The 20,844-nt window shown below is 55.1% G+C and carries 21 protein-coding genes; 11 read left to right on the top strand and 10 right to left on the bottom strand.

Annotated features, from left to right (window positions below; genetic code table 11):
* Window positions 1-167: 167 nt before the first annotated feature.
* Window positions 168-1,013, top strand: coding sequence for a hypothetical protein (locus tag DFO57_RS06085; protein WP_014605666.1), 846 nt, complete (start codon window positions 168-170; stop codon window positions 1,011-1,013).
* Window positions 1,014-1,016: 3 nt separating this feature from the next.
* On the opposite strand, the gene DFO57_RS06080 is transcribed toward DFO57_RS06085, so the two are convergent.
* Window positions 1,017-2,111, bottom strand: coding sequence for a glycerol dehydrogenase (locus DFO57_RS06080; protein ID WP_014605667.1), 1,095 nt, complete (start codon window positions 2,109-2,111; stop codon window positions 1,017-1,019).
* 146 nt (window positions 2,112-2,257) lie between these two features.
* Between DFO57_RS06080 and DFO57_RS06075 the strand changes: the two genes are divergently transcribed.
* On the top strand, window positions 2,258-2,881 hold the full coding sequence (locus DFO57_RS06075) for a LysE family translocator (protein WP_033770444.1): 624 nt from the start codon (window positions 2,258-2,260) through the stop codon (window positions 2,879-2,881).
* A gap of 3 nt (window positions 2,882-2,884) precedes the next feature.
* On the opposite strand, the gene cmoB is transcribed toward DFO57_RS06075, so the two are convergent.
* The 4 genes from cmoB to DFO57_RS06055 form a co-directional block, all read right to left on the bottom strand.
* Window positions 2,885-3,853, bottom strand: coding sequence for a tRNA 5-methoxyuridine(34)/uridine 5-oxyacetic acid(34) synthase CmoB (gene cmoB, locus DFO57_RS06070; RefSeq protein ID WP_110015174.1), 969 nt, complete (start codon window positions 3,851-3,853; stop codon window positions 2,885-2,887).
* Window positions 3,850-4,578, bottom strand: a complete 729-nt coding sequence (gene cmoA, locus DFO57_RS06065; RefSeq protein ID WP_014605669.1) for a carboxy-S-adenosyl-L-methionine synthase CmoA — start codon at window positions 4,576-4,578, stop codon at window positions 3,850-3,852. Before cmoA ends, cmoB begins: the two co-directional genes overlap by 4 nt.
* A 79-nt stretch (window positions 4,579-4,657) precedes the next feature.
* On the bottom strand, window positions 4,658-5,053 hold the full coding sequence (locus DFO57_RS06060; RefSeq protein ID WP_014605670.1) for an MAPEG family protein: 396 nt from the start codon (window positions 5,051-5,053) through the stop codon (window positions 4,658-4,660).
* A 54-nt stretch (window positions 5,054-5,107) separates the two neighbouring features.
* The gene (locus tag DFO57_RS06055; RefSeq protein ID WP_014605671.1) at window positions 5,108-5,929 is read right to left on the bottom strand and encodes a DUF72 domain-containing protein; all 822 of its coding nucleotides are present in this window, start codon (window positions 5,927-5,929) and stop codon (window positions 5,108-5,110) included.
* A gap of 220 nt (window positions 5,930-6,149) precedes the next feature.
* On the opposite strand from DFO57_RS06055, the gene aspS reads away from it, so the two are divergent.
* From aspS to ruvB, 6 genes are all read left to right on the top strand, one after another.
* Window positions 6,150-7,928, top strand: coding sequence for an aspartate--tRNA ligase (gene aspS / locus DFO57_RS06050; protein ID WP_019105097.1), 1,779 nt, complete (start codon window positions 6,150-6,152; stop codon window positions 7,926-7,928).
* Window positions 7,928-8,359, top strand: coding sequence for a dihydroneopterin triphosphate diphosphatase (gene nudB, locus DFO57_RS06045; protein WP_013026082.1), 432 nt, complete (start codon window positions 7,928-7,930; stop codon window positions 8,357-8,359). Before aspS ends, nudB begins: the two co-directional genes overlap by 1 nt.
* Before the next feature lie 239 nt (window positions 8,360-8,598).
* Window positions 8,599-9,342, top strand: coding sequence for a YebC/PmpR family DNA-binding transcriptional regulator (locus DFO57_RS06040; protein ID WP_013026080.1), 744 nt, complete (start codon window positions 8,599-8,601; stop codon window positions 9,340-9,342).
* A 36-nt stretch (window positions 9,343-9,378) separates the two neighbouring features.
* Window positions 9,379-9,906, top strand: coding sequence for a crossover junction endodeoxyribonuclease RuvC (ruvC, locus tag DFO57_RS06035; protein ID WP_013026079.1), 528 nt, complete (start codon window positions 9,379-9,381; stop codon window positions 9,904-9,906).
* Between the two features lie 96 nt (window positions 9,907-10,002).
* Window positions 10,003-10,617, top strand: a complete 615-nt coding sequence (gene ruvA / locus DFO57_RS06030) for a Holliday junction branch migration protein RuvA (RefSeq protein ID WP_013026078.1) — start codon at window positions 10,003-10,005, stop codon at window positions 10,615-10,617.
* Between the two features lie 8 nt (window positions 10,618-10,625).
* Entirely contained in the window at window positions 10,626-11,630 is a 1,005-nt protein-coding gene (ruvB, locus tag DFO57_RS06025; RefSeq protein ID WP_013026077.1) for a Holliday junction branch migration DNA helicase RuvB, read from the top strand.
* Here ruvB and znuB read toward each other — a convergent pair whose 3' ends face one another.
* The gene (znuB, locus tag DFO57_RS06020) at window positions 11,631-12,416 is read right to left on the bottom strand and encodes a zinc ABC transporter permease subunit ZnuB (protein ID WP_014593886.1); all 786 of its coding nucleotides are present in this window, start codon (window positions 12,414-12,416) and stop codon (window positions 11,631-11,633) included.
* Window positions 12,413-13,168 (bottom strand): zinc ABC transporter ATP-binding protein ZnuC, encoded by a 756-nt coding sequence (gene znuC, locus DFO57_RS06015; protein ID WP_014593885.1) that lies wholly within the window; start codon window positions 13,166-13,168, stop codon window positions 12,413-12,415. Before znuC ends, znuB begins: the two co-directional genes overlap by 4 nt.
* Before the next feature lie 77 nt (window positions 13,169-13,245).
* On the opposite strand from znuC, the gene znuA reads away from it, so the two are divergent.
* The 3 genes from znuA to lpxM all read left to right on the top strand — a co-directional run bounded on the left by znuA (window position 13,246) and on the right by lpxM (window position 16,627).
* Window positions 13,246-14,193 carry a zinc ABC transporter substrate-binding protein ZnuA gene (gene znuA, locus DFO57_RS06010; protein WP_013026074.1) on the top strand — a complete coding sequence of 316 codons (948 nt, stop codon included), beginning with the start codon at window positions 13,246-13,248 and terminating at the stop codon, window positions 14,191-14,193.
* Window positions 14,194-14,207: 14 nt separating this feature from the next.
* A complete protein-coding gene (gene mepM, locus DFO57_RS06005) occupies window positions 14,208-15,539 on the top strand; it encodes a murein DD-endopeptidase MepM (RefSeq protein WP_013026073.1) in 1,332 nt (443 codons plus the stop codon).
* Between the two features lie 113 nt (window positions 15,540-15,652).
* Entirely contained in the window at window positions 15,653-16,627 is a 975-nt protein-coding gene (gene lpxM / locus DFO57_RS06000; RefSeq protein ID WP_110015173.1) for a lauroyl-Kdo(2)-lipid IV(A) myristoyltransferase, read from the top strand.
* 29 nt (window positions 16,628-16,656) lie between these two features.
* Here the strand turns inward: lpxM and DFO57_RS05995 are convergent, their stop codons facing one another.
* The 3 genes from DFO57_RS05995 to DFO57_RS05985 all read right to left on the bottom strand — a co-directional run bounded on the left by DFO57_RS05995 (window position 16,657) and on the right by DFO57_RS05985 (window position 20,575).
* Window positions 16,657-17,889, bottom strand: a complete 1,233-nt coding sequence (locus DFO57_RS05995; protein ID WP_110015172.1) for an MFS transporter — start codon at window positions 17,887-17,889, stop codon at window positions 16,657-16,659.
* A gap of 85 nt (window positions 17,890-17,974) precedes the next feature.
* Window positions 17,975-19,417 (bottom strand): pyruvate kinase, encoded by a 1,443-nt coding sequence (gene pyk, locus DFO57_RS05990; protein WP_013026070.1) that lies wholly within the window; start codon window positions 19,415-19,417, stop codon window positions 17,975-17,977.
* A 294-nt stretch (window positions 19,418-19,711) separates the two neighbouring features.
* A complete protein-coding gene (locus tag DFO57_RS05985) occupies window positions 19,712-20,575 on the bottom strand; it encodes a MurR/RpiR family transcriptional regulator (RefSeq protein WP_105076942.1) in 864 nt (287 codons plus the stop codon).
* Between the last annotated feature and the right edge of the window lie 269 nt (window positions 20,576-20,844).

The following is a 20,844-nucleotide window of genomic DNA, read 5'->3' as shown; positions in this document are numbered from 1 at the left end:
CTGGGGTATTTTTTGCCCAAAATTCCTTCAGCGCCCTTTATCGTCGTGCCCGCGAGGCTGAATTCAGTCGCTGCTGGCGCTGAGAGAAGAATTCCGCTTTCCATCATCCGTCGGTTCCTGCTATTTAGGGTAAACCGTTTACGACATTGACGTCCGAGGTGCACACCATGCGATGCGTTCTGCTGTCCGCTGTGATTACGTTATTCTCCTTTCCCACCGCATGGGCCGCAGCCTCATGTCAGCCATACAGTAAAGCGGTGACCAACAGCAATAACTGGATCCTGCTGGGCGGCAGTGCCAAAGGTCAGGTGCGTCAGGTGATCGCCGGCGAGTTTGGTAAAGACGTCAACTCACAGAAACGGGTACTGGGGCAGTTTGATCGCTGTGGCGATCTGCTGGTGGCGGACATCAGCTATGACAAAAATGAGCGCAACGTCATCCTGAGCATGGAACAGCACCTGGTTCGGGTTCAGGACGGCTGGGTTGCGGAGTATGCCTATCTGGTTAAAGTCATCAAGCAGGGCAGTGAAGTGGTGGTCGATAACCGTCAGGGCACTATTCAGTGGCAGAAGGGCAAAAACGGCAACATCATCAGCGCATCGGATAAATTTATCAGCATGGGTAAAGACGGGTTTACGGATACGACTTACCGTTATGATAAACGTTTCCACTTACTAAAAAGTATTGCGCGAGGTACCGATCCCGTCAGCAATGGGGAATACCGTTATGAGTGGAATCCACAAGGCCTGGTCACCCGTTCGACCTCTGCCCGCCGCAAAGATACCTATACCTATGATAACCAGTGGCGGGAACGGCGCCTGAATGGCACCGCAACGACAGACGTCAGCACATTGCGCACCGTGGATGAATGCCAGTTCTGGGATGAGAAGGGCAACTGCACGCTGAGTTATCTGAATGAAACGGAAGTGTTCGAGAAAGGGACGATTCAACGCCACCTCAGCGCAGTCTATAAATACCAGTACTGGGATAAACCCGCTGAGGTGACGGAATAGCCGTTATTTTACCGTTTGACTGAACGCATCCAGCCCCAGCAGCGCATGGGCAATTTGCTCCGGTGCCAGGTTGGGGTTAAGGTTTTTCAGCGTATCGCCTTCACTGTTTGCCAGTGCGCCTATTTTCACCAGATTTTCCCAGCTTTCGCCCTCCAGATGCATCTCTTTCAGGGTGGTGGGCATCTTAATCGAGCGATAGAAACGGATGTAGCGTGCGATCTCCTCGTCCGGTCGCTGCTCCAGCACCATCTGGGTTAAGGTACCGTAGGCCACTTTCTCGCCGTGGGTGAGATGATGGATATCGCCTTCAATAGCAGTAAAACCATTGTGAATGGCGTGCGCGGCTGCCAGGCCGGCATTTTCGAATCCCAGGCCCGACAGCAAGGTATTCGCTTCCACCACCGCTTCCACCGCCGGCGTCACGCGTTTTTCCGAAACGGCAACATAGGCACTGTAACCCCAGGTCAGCAGGGTTTCCTCACAGGCACGGGCGATGGCCAGCCCGGCAATGGTCGGATCGCCATTGACCATCGATTTGGCATGGCTGCGGGCTACCGCCTGGGCTTCCACCCAGGTTGCGAGGCCATCCGCAATGCCCGAGGCAAACAGGCGGGCAGGCGCAGCGGCACAGACGGCGGTATCCACCAGCACCAGATCGGGGTTCTTATTGTAGAAGCGGTAGCTCTCAAACACGCCGCTGTCAGAATAGATAACGGAGAGTGCGCTACAGGGCGCATCGGTAGAGGCAATCGTGGGAACGATCACAACCGGTTGTTGGATCTCATCAGCCACTGCCTTAACGGTATCCAGCGTTTTACCGCCGCCCAGCCCGATGACCACGTTGCAGTTCTGCTGTTGCGCCTGCTGGCTCAACCGGGTGATTTCATTACTGGACGCCTCGCCGTTGAACTGCTGGCGCACCACGTTCACGCCCGCCTTTGTGAGCGTGGCCTGAGCCCGTTCACCAATCAGTCCCCAGACGACATCGTCCGCGACCACAAAAGCCTGAGTACCCAGTTCGGTGACGTAGCTCCCCAGTTCATCGAGTACGCCTGCACCTTGCACATATTTGCGCGGTGACGAGAAAATAAATTTCATAAACGTTGCTCCTGGTTGCATAAATCATGGCCGTGATCGGCCCGTTGATAAAGCCCTTAAAAGGGTAGCAGCTAATGGGGGTTTGCTGGCTGTACAGACAAAAAACCGCTTGTTATTGTGAGCGGATGTTTACCGGGGATACGCTTATGACGGCTTCGTTGCTCTCTTTCCTGCTGGCTATTATTATTTTGACCCTGACGCCGGGCTTTGATACGGCGTTGATCCTGCGATCGGCCGCCGCACAGGGCTGGCAGCGTGCCAGTGCCACGGCGCTGGGCGTGGCAACCGGCTGTTTGCTCTGGGGCATTGCGGTAGGGCTGGGATTAGGCGCGCTGCTGCTGGCGTCTGAGATGGCTTATAACCTGCTGAAGTGGGCTGGCGCCGCTTACCTCCTCTATCTGGGCATTAAGCTGCTGTGGCATCCGCGCGCCCAAAGCGTGTCAATGCATGCCGAGGCCGCGGCTCAGCAACGTCATCTTGCCTGCTTCACGCGTGGATTATTGGGGAATCTGCTGAATCCCAAGGTGGGCGTTTTCTATGTGACTTTTTTGCCCCAGTTCATTCCGCAGGGCGCCTCTGTCCCGATCTGGTGCAGCCTGATGGCGTTGACGCACATGCTGGTGGGGTTGGCCTGGAGCACGGTGCTGATCGGCAGCAGCCACTATTTTGCTGAGCAGTTAAAACGGCCACGGATAGTCAAAATCATGGACCGTTTAACGGGCTGCGTCTTTATTGGTTTTGCGGCGAAACTGGCGCTGTCTCGCCGCTGAGGGTCAGGGTTTGGTGGCAACCAGAACGGCACGCAGCGGTGCGGGATAACCTTCAATGGTTTTGCTGCTGTCGTCAGGATCCAGAAATTCGGCCAGTGATTCACTGGTCATCCAACTGGTACGACGTTGCTCTTCCGTCGAGGTCAGGGCAAAGTCGACAATGCGCACGTTAACAAAGCCACACTTCTCCAGCCAGCTTTTCAGCGCCTCGGCAGAGGGAATAAAATAGACGTTGCGCATCTGCGCATAGCGTTCGCCCGGCACCAGCACCTGGTTCACATCGCCTTCGATCACCAGCGTTTCCAGTACCAGCTCGCCGCCGCTGACCAACTGATTTTTTAGCTGAAGGAGGTGATCAAGGGGGGAGCGGCGATGATATAGCACGCCCATCGAAAAGACCGTGTCGAACGCCTGGAGCGCCGGCAGTTGTTCAATGCCCAGCGGCAGTAAATGGGCGCGACGGTCATCATTCAACAGCTTACGCACGGCTTCGAACTGGCATAAAAACAGCTGCATGGGATCGATACCGACAACCAGATGCGCACCCGCACCGATCATCCGCCACATGTGGTAGCCGCTGCCGCAGCCGACATCCAGCACGGTTCGTCCGGCCAGCGAGGAAATATGAGGCAGCACGCGCTCCCATTTCCAGTCAGAACGCCATTCGGTGTTAATCTCCGTTCCGTACAGGGAATAAGGGCCTTTGCGCCACGGCATCAAATTGCGTAGTAGTTTCTCAATGCCCTGACGATGACGATCGCTGATGTCATCCCGATCGGCGCTTACGCTGTTCAGCAGGTCCAGCCGCTGGGGTTCCAGCAGCGGTAAGTATTCCAGCGACTTGTACCAGTCACGGAAGTGCCCGTGCAGATTCTCGCGCTGCCAGTCGCTAATCTGTGCAGGCAGCACGTCAAGCCATTTTGCCAGGGGGCTAACGGCGATTTGCTGATAAAAACGGCCAAAGTCGATCATTTTAATGCCACCAACGAACCAAAATTAAAGCACTGAAACCATAATTCAGCGTGCGAAAAGCCCGCCTGCTTAAGACGAGCCTTATGCGCTTCCACACTGTCGGTCAGCATGACGTTTTCCAGCATGCTGCGCTTCTGGCTAATCTCCAGTTCGCTGTAACCGTTGGCGCGCTTAAAGTCATGATGCATGTTAAACAGCAGTTCGCCGACATCACGATCTTCAAAGCTGAACTTCTCCGAGAGAACCAGGGCTCCGCCGGGATTCAGCCCCTGCCAGATTTTACTGAGCAGCGTAAGACGGGCAGGCGGCTCAAGAAACTGCAGGGTGAAATTGAGCACCACCAGAGAGGCATTCTCAATCTCAATGTCACAGATGTCCGCTTCCACCACGGTAACCGGCGTGTCGGCGCGAAAGGCATTGATATGGCGGCGGCAGCGTTCGACCATGGCCGGAGAGTTGTCTACGGCGATAATCTGGCAGCCTGGCACGTGAATATTACGACGCACCGAAAGTGTGGCGGCACCGAGTGAGCAGCCCAGGTCAAACACCTGGCTGTTGGGCTGGACGAAGCGTTCTGCCAGCATGCCAATCATCGAAATGATATTGGAATAGCCGGGCACCGAGCGCTGAATCATGTCGGGAAACACTTCAGCGACACGTTCGTCAAAGGTCCAGTCGCCCAGTTTTTCAATGGGCGCAGAAAAGAGTTGATCGCGATCAGACATATCGAAAATCCGAAGAGACGGCGGAAAGGGCGCTATTCTGGCAGAAACTGCCGCGGCCTGCACCCTTTAAGCCGCAACATTAATGCAGGCTGAGCACCAGTTGCCAGGGGAGATAGATGAGGTTAAAAATCACCATTCCACTCAGGCCAAACAAGGTCAGCATCATGCCGTATTTGCGTCCACTCATCACGTCTTTACGCAGGCCATAAGCATGCAAAAAACGGCCAACAAAAAACACGATGCCCGTCAGGTGAACCATCCAGACATCCGCCCCGTTCATCTCAAGCGTGATCAGCAGCAACAGCGCCAGGGGAATGGTTTCAACGGCATTGCCATGAATGCGGATGGCCCTGTTCAGGTCGTGATGACCGCCATCCCCAAAAGCAACATGATGTTGACGCCGAAAGCGGACGACATTGAGGGTGAACTTCATTATCAGTAACGCACCGATAACCACATATAACGCGCTAATCATCATTGTTTCCTTTTTTATTCATATCACCAGAGGGGGCGAGGCTGCCCATCGCTATCAGAATAGCGAATCCTGTTGCGGCCAGTCAGGTCCGGGACCGATGCTGGCATCAATTTTTTGTAATGCCGGCCAGAGCGCCTGCACCAGCGGAAACACCTGTCCCATATCGGGCGTGTGGATAAACACCAGAGGGTCACTTTGCGTGTGCCATTCGGCCAGCTTGGCCAGCCAGATTTGAAACAGTGGCAGGCTTTCTTCCAGGTTGTCGCTGCCGACAAAACGGATCATGGGGCGCGACCCGGTTAACAGTGCATGCGGCGGAACGCGAGGCTTTTGCTGGCGGGCGTGAAGTGCCGCCGGGCTTTGCGAGGTTGAGGCATGAACCGGACGGCTGTCCAGCACCACACGATTGACGCCGCGCTGCAGCAGGCCGCGATTCAGCGCGCGCTCAGCCTCGCCTTTGGCAAAAAAGGCGGCATGGCGGACTTCGACGCCGTAGGAGAAATGGGTGGGCAGGCTGTCCAGAAAGCGCCAGAGATCGTTCAGTTGCGCAGGGGAAAAGCTGGCGGGCAGCTGTAGCCAGTACTGACCCATGCGGTCGGCGAGCGGTGCCATCAGGCGAAAAAAATCCGTTACTAAGTCGTCGGTATTTTGCAGGGCGGCCTGATGGCTGATGCTGCTGGGAAATTTAAAACAGAAACGAAACTGGTCATGCGTCATATCCCGCCAGCGCAGGACCGTTTCCGCATCAGGCAGCGCATACAATGTGGTATTGCCTTCCACCGTGCCGAAATAACGCGCATAGTCAGCCAGGGTTTCGATTCCCCATCGCTTCCAGTGCGCGTGATGCCATTGTGGCAAACCAATACGAAGTGTCACGCCTGATTCCCGCCTTTGAGTGTGATGGTAATTATCCTGTAAGGCAGTATATTGACGCAAACAGGTGAAAAGCGAACAGGAAATGCCGCGCTTTAACGTGGCTCCACTTATCCTGTTTGCCTTTTTCCATTATAATAGCGGCCTTTTTTGCGACAGCACCCTACAAGGTGACGCGGCCTGGTGCTGTCAGCTGCAGCGGCGAAGTTAAAAGGATAGTGTTATGCGTACAGAGTATTGTGGACAGCTCAATCTGTCTCATGTAGGTCAGCAAGTCACGCTTTGCGGCTGGGTCAACCGTCGTCGCGATCTGGGAAGCCTGATTTTTATCGATATGCGTGACCGTGAAGGCATCGCACAGGTTTTTTTCGATGCCGATCATCAAGACGCTTTCCAACTGGCATCTGAACTGCGTAACGAATTCTGTATCCAGATTACCGGCACCGTGCGTGCCCGTGACGAAAAAAACAGAAACAGCGACATGGCCACGGGTGACGTAGAAGTCTTTGCCCACGCGCTGAACATCATCAATCGTGCTGAACCACTGCCTTTGGATTCTAACCAGACCAACAGCGAAGAAGCACGTCTGAAGTACCGTTATCTGGATCTGCGCCGCCCTGAAATGGTTGAGCGCTTAAAGACTCGCGCTAAGATCACCAGTTTTGTCCGTCGTTTTATGGATGACGCTGGCTTCCTGGATATCGAAACGCCGATGCTGACGAAAGCCACCCCGGAAGGCGCGCGCGATTACCTGGTGCCGAGCCGCGTGCACAAAGGCAAATTTTATGCGCTGCCTCAGTCACCGCAGCTGTTTAAACAGTTGCTCATGATGTCGGGTTTCGATCGCTATTATCAGATTGTTAAATGTTTCCGTGATGAAGACCTACGCGCAGACCGTCAGCCCGAATTTACGCAGATCGATGTGGAAACTTCCTTCCTGACCGCACCTCAGGTGCGTGAAATTATGGAGCGCATGATTCGCGAACTCTGGCAGAGCGTGAAGGGCGTGGATCTGGGTGAGTTTCCGCAGATGACCTTTGCCGAAGCCATGCATCGCTACGGTTCAGACAAACCCGACCTGCGTAATCCCATGGAGCTGGTGGACGTGGGCGACCTGCTGAAAACCGTTGAGTTCCAGGTATTTTCTGGCCCGGCTAACGACGAGAAAGGCCGTGTTGCCGCGCTGCGTGTTCCCGGCGGCGCGCAGCTGAGCCGTAAGCAGATTGATGAATACGGCAAATTTGTTGAGATTTACGGTGCCAAAGGCCTGGCCTGGATGAAGGTAAACGAACGTGCGAAGGGCCTGGAGGGCGTACAGAGCCCGGTAGCGAAATTCCTTAATGCCGATATCGTTGAAACCCTCCTCAGCCGCACGAGCGCGCAGGATGGGGATATCATCTTCTTTGGTGCCGACCGTGCCAAAGTGGTGGCCGATGCGCTGGGCGCACTGCGCCTGAAAGTGGGACGTGACCTGCAAATCACCGACGACAAAGCCTGGGCGCCGCTATGGGTTGTCGACTTCCCGATGTTTGAAGAAGATGACGAAGGTGGGCTGGCTGCCATGCACCATCCGTTTACGGCACCGAAAGAGATGAGTGCGGAACAGCTGGCAGCCGATCCAACCCAGGCCGTAGCGAATGCTTACGACATGGTGATCAACGGTTATGAAGTCGGCGGCGGATCTGTGCGTATCCACAACGGAAACATGCAGCAGACCGTGTTTAGCATTCTGGGCATTGAAGAGCATGAACAGCGTGAGAAGTTCGGCTTCCTGCTGGATGCACTGAAGTACGGCACGCCGCCGCATGCAGGCCTGGCGTTTGGTCTGGATCGCCTGACGATGCTGTTAACCGGTACCGACAATATTCGTGACGTTATCGCGTTCCCGAAAACCACGGCAGCGGCCTGCATGATGACGGAAGCGCCAAGCGAAGCGAATCCGGCGTCACTGCTTGAGTTAGGCATTCAGGTCGTCAAGAAAGACAAGTCTGAGACGAAGTAATGCCGTATAAACATCCGGTTTCTGTGTTAGTGGTGATTGTGGCGCAGGACAGTGGCCGGGTGTTAATGCTGCAGCGCCGTGACGACCCGGATTTCTGGCAATCGGTCACCGGCAGCCTGGAAGCGGATGAGTGTCCGCTGCAGGCGGCCGAGCGAGAAGTCGGTGAGGAGCTGGGGATTGATGTAAAGGCCGAGCAGCTAACGATTGAAGACTGTCAGCGTGAAATCGACTTTGAGATTTTCCCGCACTATCGTCATCGTTATGCGCCGGGCACGACGCACAACCGTGAACACTGGTTCAGGCTGGCCTTGCCTACAGAGCGTGATCTGCTGCTCACCGAGCATCTTGCCGCGCGCTGGCTCGATCCCGCCGCCGCCGCTGCCCTCACGAAATCCTGGAGTAATCGCCAGGCGATTGAAGAATTTATCTGAATGCTCGCCGCTGCGCGTTTTTCCCGTGGCGAAGGCATTAGGTTTTATGAATCGGGTGGGTTTTCAATGAACGCACCGAACAATATCGACAGTCAGGCGTAATCGGCGCCGCGAGGGTGTCCACCGCCAGCGCACCGCAACGGATCGTACTTCTGTACGTGGGAATTGCGGGCACGGCCTGGGGACACGTTCGCACGTAAGATAGCCTGCACCCAGTAAAAGATCGGAGAAAATGCAACATGGCTGGACACAGTAAATGGGCGAATACCAAGCACCGTAAGGCCGCTCAGGACGCCAAGCGCGGTAAAATCTTTACGAAGATCATTCGTGAGCTGGTCACGGCTGCCAAACTGGGCGGCGGCGATCCGGGCTCCAACCCGCGCCTGCGTGCGGCAATGGATAAAGCGCTGTCTAATAACATGACGCGCGATACCATGAACCGTGCCATTGCACGCGGCGTAGGCGGCGAAGATGACTCCAATATGGAAACCATCATTTATGAAGGTTACGGTCCGGGCGGGTCGGCCATCATGATTGAGTGCCTGAGCGACAACCGCAACCGTACCGTGGGCGAAGTGCGTCACGCCTTCACCAAAACGGGCGGCAACCTGGGTACCGATGGCTCCGTCGCCTATCTGTTCAGCAAAAAAGGCGTAATCTCCTTCGCACCCGGTCATGACGAAGATGCGGTGATGGAAGCGGCGCTGGAAGCGGGCGCAGAAGACGTGGTCGGTTACGATGACGGCGCGATTGACGTGTTTACCGCATGGGAAGAGATGGGCACGGTGCGCGATGCGCTGGAAGCGGCGGGCTTTAAAGCCGACTCCGCGGAAGTGGCCATGATCCCCTCGACCAAAGCTGAAATGGATGCGGAAACCGCGCCTAAACTGCTGCGCCTGATCGATATGCTGGAAGACTGTGACGACGTGCAGGAGGTTTACCATAACGGCGAAATCTCCGACGAGGTGGCGGAAACGCTTTAATGCTGTACCGCTGCACGCTTAGGCTGGAGACGCGTCATGTCGATTATTTTAGGGATTGACCCTGGCTCACGCGTGACCGGTTATGGGGTGATTCGTCAGACTGGCCGCCAGCTCACTTATCTGGGCAGCGGCTGTATTCGTACCAACACAACAGAGTTACCTGCGCGTCTGAAGCTGATCTATGCCGGAGTATGCGAAATCATTACGCAGTTCTCGCCGGATTTTTTTGCTATCGAGCAGGTGTTTATGGCGAAGAATGCCGATTCTGCCCTGAAACTGGGGCAGGCGCGGGGGGCCGCGATTGTGGCGGCGGTTAACCATGATCTGCCGGTGTTTGAATATGCCGCGCGCCAGGTCAAGCAAACGGTCGTTGGCACCGGTGGCGCAGAAAAAAGTCAGGTGCAACACATGGTGAAATCGCTGCTGAAACTGGCGGCGAATCCCCAGGCCGATGCCGCCGATGCGCTGGCTATCGCCATCACGCACTGTCACGTGGCCCAAAACGCGGCGCGCATGAGTGACAGCAAGCTGGTGCTGACCCGCGGCCGGTTGCGTCAGAGTTAACAACCCTTACGTCGTCATCGCTATCAGGCTGGATATTCATCCAGCCTTTTTTATGGTATAAATTCCGCCACATACTTTGGATAAGGAAGGCTTCAGGTGATTGGTCGTTTACGGGGCATTATTCTGGAAAAGCAGCCACCGCTGGTGCTGCTGGAGGCGCACGGTGTCGGCTATGAAGTCCATATGCCAATGACCTGTTTTTATGAGCTGCCCGATCTTAATCACGAGGCGGTGATCTTTACTCAGTTTGTGGTGCGCGAAGATGCACAGTTGCTGTTTGGCTTTAACAGCAAGCAGGAACGTGCACTGTTCCGTGAGTTGATTAAAGTCAATGGCGTTGGGCCTAAGCTGGCGCTGGCCATTCTGTCGGGCATGTCGGCACAGCAGTTTGTGACGGCGGTTGAAAAGGAAGAGATTGCCGCGCTGGTTAAACTGCCGGGCGTGGGCAAGAAAACCGCTGAGCGTCTGGTGGTGGAAATGAAAGACCGCTTTAAAGGCATGCATGGCGATCTGTTTGGCGGCGATTCGGCCTTTACGCTGACCACGCCGGGCCCGGAGCCAGAGACCAACGATGCAGAATCGGAAGCGGTTGCAGCGCTGGTGTCGCTGGGGTATAAACCGCAGGAAGCGAGCCGCATGATCAGCAAAGTTGGCCGTCCTGACGCGGATTGCGAAACGTTGATCCGTGAAGCGCTCCGCGCCGCTATTTGAGGTAATTCATGATTGAAGCCGATCGCCTGATCTCCGCTGCCAGCATTAACGAAGAAGAGGGCCTCGACCGCGCCATTCGTCCGAAGATGCTGACCGAATATGTGGGCCAGCCGCAGGTGCGTGAGCAGATGGAAATTTTCATCAAGGCAGCACAACTGCGTGGTGATGCGCTGGATCATTTATTGATTTTTGGCCCTCCCGGGCTGGGCAAAACGACGCTGGCCAACATTGTGGCCAACGAGATGGGCGTTAATCTGCGCACGACCTCCGGCCCGGTGCTGGAAAAAGCGGGCGACCTGGCCGCGATGCTGACCAACCTCGAACCTCACGATGTGCTGTTCATTGATGAAATCCATCGTCTTTCACCGGTCGTGGAAGAGGTACTTTATCCGGCTATGGAAGACTATCAGCTGGATATTATGATTGGTGAAGGCCCGGCTGCGCGTTCCATCAAACTGGATCTGCCGCCCTTTACGCTGATTGGCGCCACCACGCGGGCAGGCTCGCTGACGTCACCCCTGCGCGATCGCTTCGGCATCGTGCAGCGTCTGGAGTTTTATCAGGTAAAAGATTTACAGCACATTGTGGGACGCAGCGCCGCCTGCCTTGGTCTGGCACTCAGTGAAGAAGCCGCCCTGGAAATCGCCCGCCGGTCACGCGGAACGCCACGTATTGCCAATCGCCTGTTACGTCGGGTAAGGGATTTTGCTGAGGTGCGCGCGAACGGTGTACTGAGTGGTGATGTCTCGGTGACGGCGCTGGATATGCTGAACGTGGACAGCGAAGGCTTCGATTATATGGATCGAAAACTGTTGCTGGCCATTATCGATAAATTCACCGGTGGGCCGGTCGGGCTGGACAACCTGGCGGCAGCGATTGGCGAAGAGCGGGAAACCATCGAAGACGTGATTGAGCCGTTTTTAATTCAGCAGGGCTTTATTCAGCGCACGCCGCGCGGCCGGATGGCCACGCAGCATGCCTATCGCCACTTTGGTATCACCAAAGAAGCCTGATCACAGCGCCGGTTTGCGCACCATGCTGAAGAGAAAAAGGATGGCGGCGCACAGCACGACGGAAGGGCCGGCGGGCGTGTCATAAAACGCCGAGAAGGTTAAGCCGCCGGTCACGGCAATCACGCCAATCAGTACGGCCACTGCCGCCATCATTTCGGGTGAACGCGCAAAGCGCCTGGCGGTGGCAGCCGGAATGATCAGCAGCGATGTGATGATCAGCGCACCAACAAACTTCATCGCCACACCAATCGTCAATGCGGTTACCAGCATCAGCATCAGCCGGGTGCGTTGAATATTCACGCCGTCAACCTGTGCCAGTTCAGGGCTGATTGTCATCGACAGCAGTGCGCGCCACTGCCAGGCCATAACGGCCAGCACGAATATCACACCTGCAGCCATGGCCCAGAGATCGCTGGGCGTTACCGCCAGCAAATCGCCAAACAGGTAGGCCATCAAATCCACCCGCACGTTCGACATCAGGCTCACCACGACCAGTCCGAGCGAAAGCGCACTGTGCGCCATGATGCCTAGCAGTGTATCTATCGCCAGATGCGGGCGACGCTCAAGCCAGACCAGACCCAGTGCCAGACAGACCGTGACCAGGATCACGGCATAGTAAGGGTTGACGTTGAGCAGCAAACCAAAGGCGACGCCGAGCAGTGAGGCATGCGCCAGCGTGTCGCCGAAATACGACATCTTGCGCCAGACGACAAAAGAGCCCAGGGGGCCCGCCGCCAGCGCCAGCATCACGCCGCCCAGCCAGCCCGGAAGCAGTAATTCAATCATGATGGACCCGGTCCTTTGCGTAATACGATACGTCCCTGAAGGTCGTGACGGTGATTATGGTGATGACGATAAATAGCCAGTTCCTGCGCACCGCGCGGGCCGAACATGGCAATAAATTCGGGATGCTGCGACACCGCCTCAGGCGTACCTGAACAGCAAATGTGATGGTTAAGGCACAGGACCTCATCCGTTTTCGCCATGACTAAATGCAAATCATGGGAAACCATGAGCACGGCGCAGTTCAGCTCGTGTCGCAGTTGATTGATCAAATCGTAAAGCGCGACCTGCCCGTTGACATCCACACCCTGCGTCGGTTCATCAAGCACCAGCAACTGAGGCTGATTGAGCAAGGCGCGAGCCAGTAACACGCGCTGCGTTTCGCCGCCCGACAGTTTCTGCAACGGCGAGGTCAACAGGTGACCCGCCTGGACGCGTTTCAGGGCAGGCAAAATATCCTGATTGCGCGCACCGCGCGACAGGCGCATAAAACGTTCGACCGTGACCGGCAGCGTGGGATCGATATGCAGCTTCTGTGGCACGTAGCCGATGCGTAAGCCCGCACTGCGACTGACCCGACCGGAGGAGGGCGCAAGGAGGCCAAGCACCACCCGGACCAGCGTCGATTTGCCCGCGCCGTTAGGACCGAGCAGGGTTAAAATTTTACCAGGATGAAGTTCCAGACTCACGCCAGATAAGACCTGACGTTGATCAAAACTGATGGATACGTTTTCAAGTGTGACAAGTGATGGCATAAGATTTACAGGTTGCACAGAATTTCGAATGTTATAATATCACATCCAATCTGTTGATGACGAAGGAATGACGCATTATGTTACATAATAAAAAAGGGGGCTTTTTGACCCTGACGGCGATGGCTTTCGCCACCTCTGCTGCCTTACCCGCTCATGCCGATATTGTGGCCTCCATTAAGCCCGTTGGGTTTATCGCCTCGGCCATTGCTGACGGCGTCACACCCGTGGAGGTTTTGCTGCCGGATGGCGCATCCGAACACGATTATGCCCTGCGCCCCTCTGATGTAAAACGCTTACAAAACGCGGACTTAGTTGTTTGGGTTGGCCCTGAAATGGAAGCCTTCATGACAAAATCTGCGGCGTCTCTGCCGGAAAAAAAGAATCTTGAGATCGTGCAAATTTCCGGCGTAAAACCCTTGCTACTGCGTGGAGGTGAAGACGATGATCATCACGACCATGATGACGCAGAGCACGATCATGATGAAGCGCATCATCACCATCATGGTGAGTTTAATATGCACTTGTGGATGTCACCAGAGATAGCGAAAAAAACCGCGGTTGCAATCCACGGAAAATTATTGGAACTTATGCCGCAGGATAAAGCCAAACTTGACGCCAACCTGCAGCATTTTGAGGCAGAATTAGCGGACACAGATAAGCGCATTATCTCACAGCTTGCCCCCGTTAAAGATAAAGGGTATTTCGTTTTTCACGACGCTTACACGTACTTTGAAAAACACTACGGTCTCTCGCCCACCGGGCATTTTACCGTTAACCCTGAGATTCAGCCGGGTGCACAGCGCTTACATCAAATTCGAACACAGTTGGTTGAGAAAAAGGCCGTTTGCGTCTTTGCTGAGCCACAATTCAGGCCGGCGGTCATCGATGCTGTTGCCCGTGGAACCCAGGTGCGTAAAGGCACGCTTGATCCGCTGGGTACAGACATCAGCTTAGGAAAAGACAGCTATGTGAAATTCCTCTCACAGCTGTCGAGCCAGTATGAGACCTGCCTGAAAGGAGCATAGAGGAATAGTTCAACGTGCAGCAGATAGCCCGCTCTGTCGCCCTCGCATTTAATAATTTGCCGCGCCCCCACCGCGTTATGCTGGGATCGTTAACCGTAGTGACTCTGGCCGTCGCCGTCTGGCGGCCTTACGTCTACCATCCCAGTAATGATGTGACGCCCATCGTCAAAACCATCGAACTGGACAAAAACGAATTTCGTACACTGCTTCCCGAAGCCAGTGAACCCATCGACCAAAGTACCCCAGAGCCGGATGAAGAACTCCCTGCAGATGATGTCGATCAGGACGTCGCCGACAGTGCCGGCACGCATGAATACACGGTTTCTTCTGGCGATACCCTGAGCAGTGCACTTAATCAGTACGGCATTGATATGGGGGACATTAACGCCCTGGTCTCCAGCGATCGCGATCTGCGGAATTTGCAGGTCGGGCAGCAGCTCAGCTGGACATTAAACGATGACGGCGCGCTGAACACCTTTAGCTGGGAAATTTCGCGTCGTGAAACCCGCACCTATACGCGCACGGATAGCGGCGGCTTCAAAATGCAGTCGCAGATGCAGCAGGGCGAATGGCGCAACAGCGTGATGCAGGGTGAGATACACGGCAGCTTTGCCGCCAGTGCCCGTCGGGCCGGTCTAACCAGTGGCGAAGCCAGCAGCGTGATCAAAGCGATGCAGTGGCAGATGGATTTCCGTAAGCTGCGGGCAGGCGATAAGTTTAGCGTGCTGATGTCGCGTGAAATGATGGACGGCAAGAGCGCACAAAGCCAGTTGCTGGGGGTGCGTTTGCGCAGTGGCGGTAAAGATTATTACGCCTTCCGTGCTGATGACGGCAAGTTCTATGACCGCAGCGGTGCAGGACTGGCGCGCGGCTTTATGCGCTTCCCCACCGTCAAACAGTATCGAGTGTCCTCTAACTTTAATCCCCGCCGCCTTAATCCTGTGACGGGTCGCATTGCGCCGCACAAAGGCGTTGATTTCGCCTTACCGATCGGTACGCCTGTGCTGGCGGTCGGTGATGGTGAGGTCGTGGTGGCGAAAAACGGCGGCGCCGCCGGAAACTATGTGGCTATCCGGCATGGTCGTCAGTACATGACGCGCTACATGCACCTGAAGAAAGTGTTGGTGAAACCAGGTGAAAAAGTGAAGCGTGGCGACCGCATTGCGCTGTCAGGCAACACAGGCCGTTCTACTGGCCCGCACCTGCACTTTGAGATCTGGATTAATAACCAGGCGGTCAATCCCTTAACGGCTAAGCTACCGCGTATGGAAGGCCTGACCGGTAAAGAACGGACGCAGTACCTTACCCAGGTGAAAGGCTGGCTACCTCAGCTAGGGCTGAAGTAAGTTTTTCGCTAAAATCGACGGCATTGCCGTCGATTTTTTTATCTCTGGCGCAGGATGATTGCAAATTTACTCGTCGCCACTATCATTAGCCCGTCATTGATTGAGGCGAGTGCATGGAAACCCGTAAAAAAAATAACAGCGAATTTATTCCCGTTTTTGAACGATCTTTTTTAAAGCCTAAATACTGGGGCAGCTGGTTGGGTATTGGTGCACTGGCAGGCATCGCCCTGATGCCCGCCACCGTGCGCGATCCGCTTCTGGGGCGGCTGGGCAAAATGGCCGGAAAGCTGGCGAAAGGCGCGCGTCGTCGTGCGCTGATTAATCTCTATTATTGCCTGCCTGAATTAAGCGAATATCAACGCGATGCGATCGTTGATCAGATGTTTGCCACTGCGCCACAGGCGATGGCCATGATGGCTGAGTTGGGGATGCGCGATCCGGCACAAATTCGTCAGCGCGTTGAGTGGCACGGTCGGAAAATTATTGACCAGTTGCAGGCCGACAAGCAGAACGTTATTTTTCTGGTACCGCATGGCTGGGCTGTCGATATTCCTGCTATGCTGCTGGCCTCAGAGGGCCAAAAGATGGCAGCCATGTTCCACAATCAGAGCGATCCGCTGGTGGACTATGTCTGGAACCGTGTCCGTCGCCGCTTTGGTGGCCGTATGCATGCGCGCAATGATGGCATCAAGCCGTTTATCAGTTCGGTTCGTCAGGGCTACTGGGGCTATTATCTGCCTGACCAGGATCACGGTCCGGAGCACAGCGAGTTTGTCGATTTCTTTGCGACCTATAAAGCCACTTTGCCCGCGGTGGGGCGACTAATGAAAGTCTGCCGTGCCCGCGTTGTACCACTGTTTCCGGTCTATAACGGTGAAAGTCACAAACTGGAAATTTATGTTCGCCCTCCCATGGACGACTTACTTGACGCGGATGACCGCCAACTGGCGCGCAGGATGAATGAGGAGGTGGAGGTGTTTGTGCGTCCGCATCCGGAACAATATACCTGGATACTCAAGCTGCTGAAAACTCGCAAAGAAGGTGATATCGAACCTTACTCGCGCGACGAGCTTTATCCACGTAAATAATCATCAGGCCGCATTGCGGCCTGAAAGCTTCAGAAAGGCGTTACTTTGGCGTGACGTTTACGTTCACGCAGGAACATCAGCACCAGCCCAAACCACATCACGCCGCTGATAAAGTTGATCAGGCTAAACCAGATGACCCCGCCGTTGAAATAGAAGTGCTTCGCTAACTCAATGCCGATAGCCAGGGTCAGAATACTGACCATGCCCAGCATGGCCGCCACGCTGCCTTTTCCTTCATCACTGGCATACAGTGTCAGACGATAAAGTCCTGCATTGACCATGCCGCCGCCAAAGGCATACAAACTCAGTCCCGCCGTGATAAAGAGATAACTGTGCGCGTCAATCAGGGTAGCTGAAAGGGCAAGACTCAGGCCCAGTAGTATCGGCCATGCCGCAAACTTTACTGGCTGCTCTATCGGCATGCGGCCTACCACCTTACTCAGCGTCACATTGCCCGCAATCATCGCCAGAAAAACCGGAAGCTGGAGCAGGGCATACTGCATGCGGGAAAGGCCCTCATCGCGCATTAAAATCACGGGTGACAAGGCAACCCAGGTCAGAATGGGAATGAATACCAGCCCGATAGCAAAGGAGCCATACATCACCTGGCGATCTTTCAAAAGACGGCCGTAATTACGTGCGAGCACGGGCAGCGCAACAGACTGAGTGCGATCGCCTGCGGTTTCAGGCATCACCCGCCATAAAACGAGAAAAGCCACGGCGCTGCAGGCGGCAAACAGCCAAAACATACTGCGCCAGCTGCCTACCGTTAGCCAGGCTGCACCCGCCAGCGGTCCGGCGAGCGGGGCGAGCAGGGCCACATTCGCCATGAGCGCCATAATCCGCACCGCTAAAGCTTCTTCAAACGCTTCCTGAATAGCGGCATAGCCCACCGCGCCGATGAAGCACAGACTGATACCCTGCACAAAACGCAGGCTGACAAACTGCTGAATATCGCTTACCCAGGTTGTGAGAATGCAGGCGGACGCAAAAAAGAGAATGCCGAATAGCAACACGGGCCTGCGGCCATATTTATCCGATAGCGGGCCGAGTAACCACTGGAGCACGACGCCGCCCAGTAAGTAGGCCGTCAGAGAGGTTGATACCCATTCTGCGCCAACGTTGAATTCGGCGGTGACCAGTAACATGCCGGGTTGGATCATGTCGTGCGCAATATAGGTTGCAAACTCGTAGAGCACCATAGCCAGTGGGAACAGCATTATGCGCCCCGTAAGCTGGCTGATGGGTTGATAACGGGCCATCTGGCCTCCTTGTGGAAAAACAAAAACGCGACTGCAGGGCAGTCGCGTTTCCAATGGTAATACAGGTGATGGGAAAAAGGCGGAATTAATCGACGCGCAGCACACGACCTGTGTTGGTTGTTCCGGTTGCGCCCATCACATCACCCTGGGTGACCACGACAAGGTCACCCGACAGCAGAAAGCCTTTATCACGCAGCAGATTAACCGCGTCGTGCGCGTTTGCTACGCCCTCATTATTGCTGTCGAAGAATACCGGCGTTACGCCACGGAACAGCGCCGTAATGTTCAGCGTGCGCTCGTGGCGCGACATGGCAAAAATCGGCAGGCCAGAGGTGATGCGCGAGGTCATCAACGGCGTACGGCCTGATTCCGTCATCGTAATAATGGCGGTCACGCCCTGCAGATGGTTGGCCGTGTACATGGCTGACATCGCGATGGCTTCTTCGATGTTGTCAAACTGCACGTCAAGGCGGTGTTTAGAGACGTTCACGCTGGGGATTTTTTCTGCACCCAGACACACTTTTGCCATCGCCGCGACCGTTTCAGCCGGGTACTGGCCTGCGGCGGTTTCAGCAGAGAGCATCACGGCATCGGTGCCGTCCAGCACGGCGTTGGCAACGTCCATGACTTCAGCGCGGGTGGGCATTGGATTGGTAATCATGGATTCCATCATCTGGGTTGCCGTGATGATGGTACGGTTAAGCTGACGGGCGCGGCGGATAAGCGCCTTCTGAATACCCACCAGTTCCGGATCGCCGATTTCAACGCCAAGATCGCCACGGGCCACCATGACCACGTCTGAGGCCAGAATGATGTCGTCCATCGCCTCCTGCGAGGCAACGGCTTCAGCACGTTCTACCTTCGCCACCATCAGCGCATCACAGCCTGCGTCGCGCGCCAGACGGCGCGCATAGTGCATGTCTTCACCACAGCGCGGGAAAGAAACGGCCAGGTAATCCACATTGATTTTGGCTGCGGTGATGATGTCTGCTTTGTCTTTTTCGGTCAGGGCTTCGGCTGATAACCCGCCGCCCAGTTTGTTGATCCCTTTATTGTTGGAGAGCGGGCCGCCTACCGTAACTTCAGTAAAGACTTTTACGCCCTGAACTTCCAGCACCTTTAACTGTACGCGACCATCATCCAGCAACAGAATATCGCCAGGCACCACGTCCTCAGGCAGACCTTTATAATCGATGCCCACGCGCTCTTTGTCGCCTTCGCCTTTACCCATCGCCGCGTCCAGCAGGAAACGATCGCCGACGTTCAGGAACACTTTGCCTTCTTTGAAGGTCGAGACACGGATCTTAGGGCCTTGCAAATCGCCCAGAATGGCAACATGACGTCCCAGTTTTGCGGCAATCTGACGGACTTTATCAGCACGCAACTGATGATCTTCAGCCGTGCCGTGAGAAAAGTTAAGACGCACGACGTTGGCGCCAGCTGCAATGATTTTTTCGAGGTTGTTGTCGCGGTCAGTGGCTGGGCCGAGGGTAGTTACGATCTTGGTTCTTCTTAAACGTCGAGACATAGGGATTCCTTTGGAGTTTGGAACTGAGCTGAATCGTTACATTTTAAGGTGTTAGCCCATCAGATACTGCTTACCACACAGAGGTATTATTATACATTCGAGTGTGTCAGAACTGTGGCACTGCGCCATAACCCTGTCGAGAAAGGGCGATTTTGTTAGATACAATACTGAGACTCATCAAGGAAGTCATCCCCCTCACGGCATTAGCGAAAGCTTAATTGACCAGGCGCATATGATGTCACTTTTCCGATCGCTTTTACGCGGTATCGGGAAAATGAACCCAGGGCGCAGAGATCAGACGCTATCGTTATCGGCAATGGCAGGTTTGTCGTAACGAGATGACTTTAGCGCCTCTTTTACCCGCTTCAGGTTCTGCCTGAAAGCGGGCCCCCGTTCCAGGGTAAAACCGGTCGCCAGCAGGTCGATCACGGTGAGTTGAGCCAGCCTGGACACCATCGGCAGATAGATATCGGTATCCTCGGGCACATCGACGAGCAGCGCCAGCGAGGCTTCATGGGCAAGTGGCGATCCGGCTGAGGTAATGGCGATAACGGTCGAGCCGTTGGCCTTTGCCATCTGCGCTAGCTCAACCATGTTGCGGGTACGGCCGGTATGAGAGATCAAAACAAACACCTCGTTGTCGCGGCTGTTGATACAGCTCATTCGCTGCATCACCACATCATCTGACCAGATAACCGGCAGGTTGAAGCGTAAAAACTTGTTGAAGGCATCGTGTGCCACCACAGCGGAGGCACCTAAACCAAAAAAAGTGATTTTATCGGTATGCGTCAGATGGCTCACGGCCTGCTGCAGCGCGGCAAGATCGAGATGCTCCCGCACCCGCTGAAGCCCGGCCAGGGCAGAATCGAATATTTTCTCACTGTAACGCTCAACGCTGTCATCTTCCTGCACGTCCCGACTGAGCCAGTTAGGGGACTTGACCAGCGCCTGAGCAAGTTGAAGCTTGAAGTCGGGAAAACCCGCCGTGCCAAGATGGCGGCAAAACCGGTTGACGGTGGGCTCACTCACTTCCGCCGCCCGTGCCAGCGTAGCAATACTGGAATGTATCGCCTGCTCCGGAGAAGCAAGGATATGTTGTGCCACTTTACGCTCTGACTTACTGAGCGCACTCATCTGCACCCGAATTTTATCCAACATAGTCCTGACCTGATAAGCGTGGAATATCTGTTAATATGAATAATTACTGTTGTTACAGGAAATTAACGGAGAATATACCCCGCCTGACCGAGGTGGGCGCAAGGTCTGATAAGTTTGCGGCCCTTTTTTTTGCGATAATCAGGCCCGTACTGGATTTTAGCCAGACAATATTTGACACAGAAAAATAACTGAAAGCGCACGTGTCAACATACCCCAGACGCTAATTGGGTGCAGAGTTAGCGTCGTGACGCCGCAGGCTGGTTTACCTG

The sequence above is a fragment of the Pantoea sp. AG702 genome (assembly GCF_003182295.1).
In the GTDB taxonomy this organism is placed as follows: Bacteria; Pseudomonadota; Gammaproteobacteria; order Enterobacterales; family Enterobacteriaceae; genus Pantoea; species Pantoea ananatis.
This window is presented reverse-complemented; position numbering and strand designations above follow the sequence as displayed.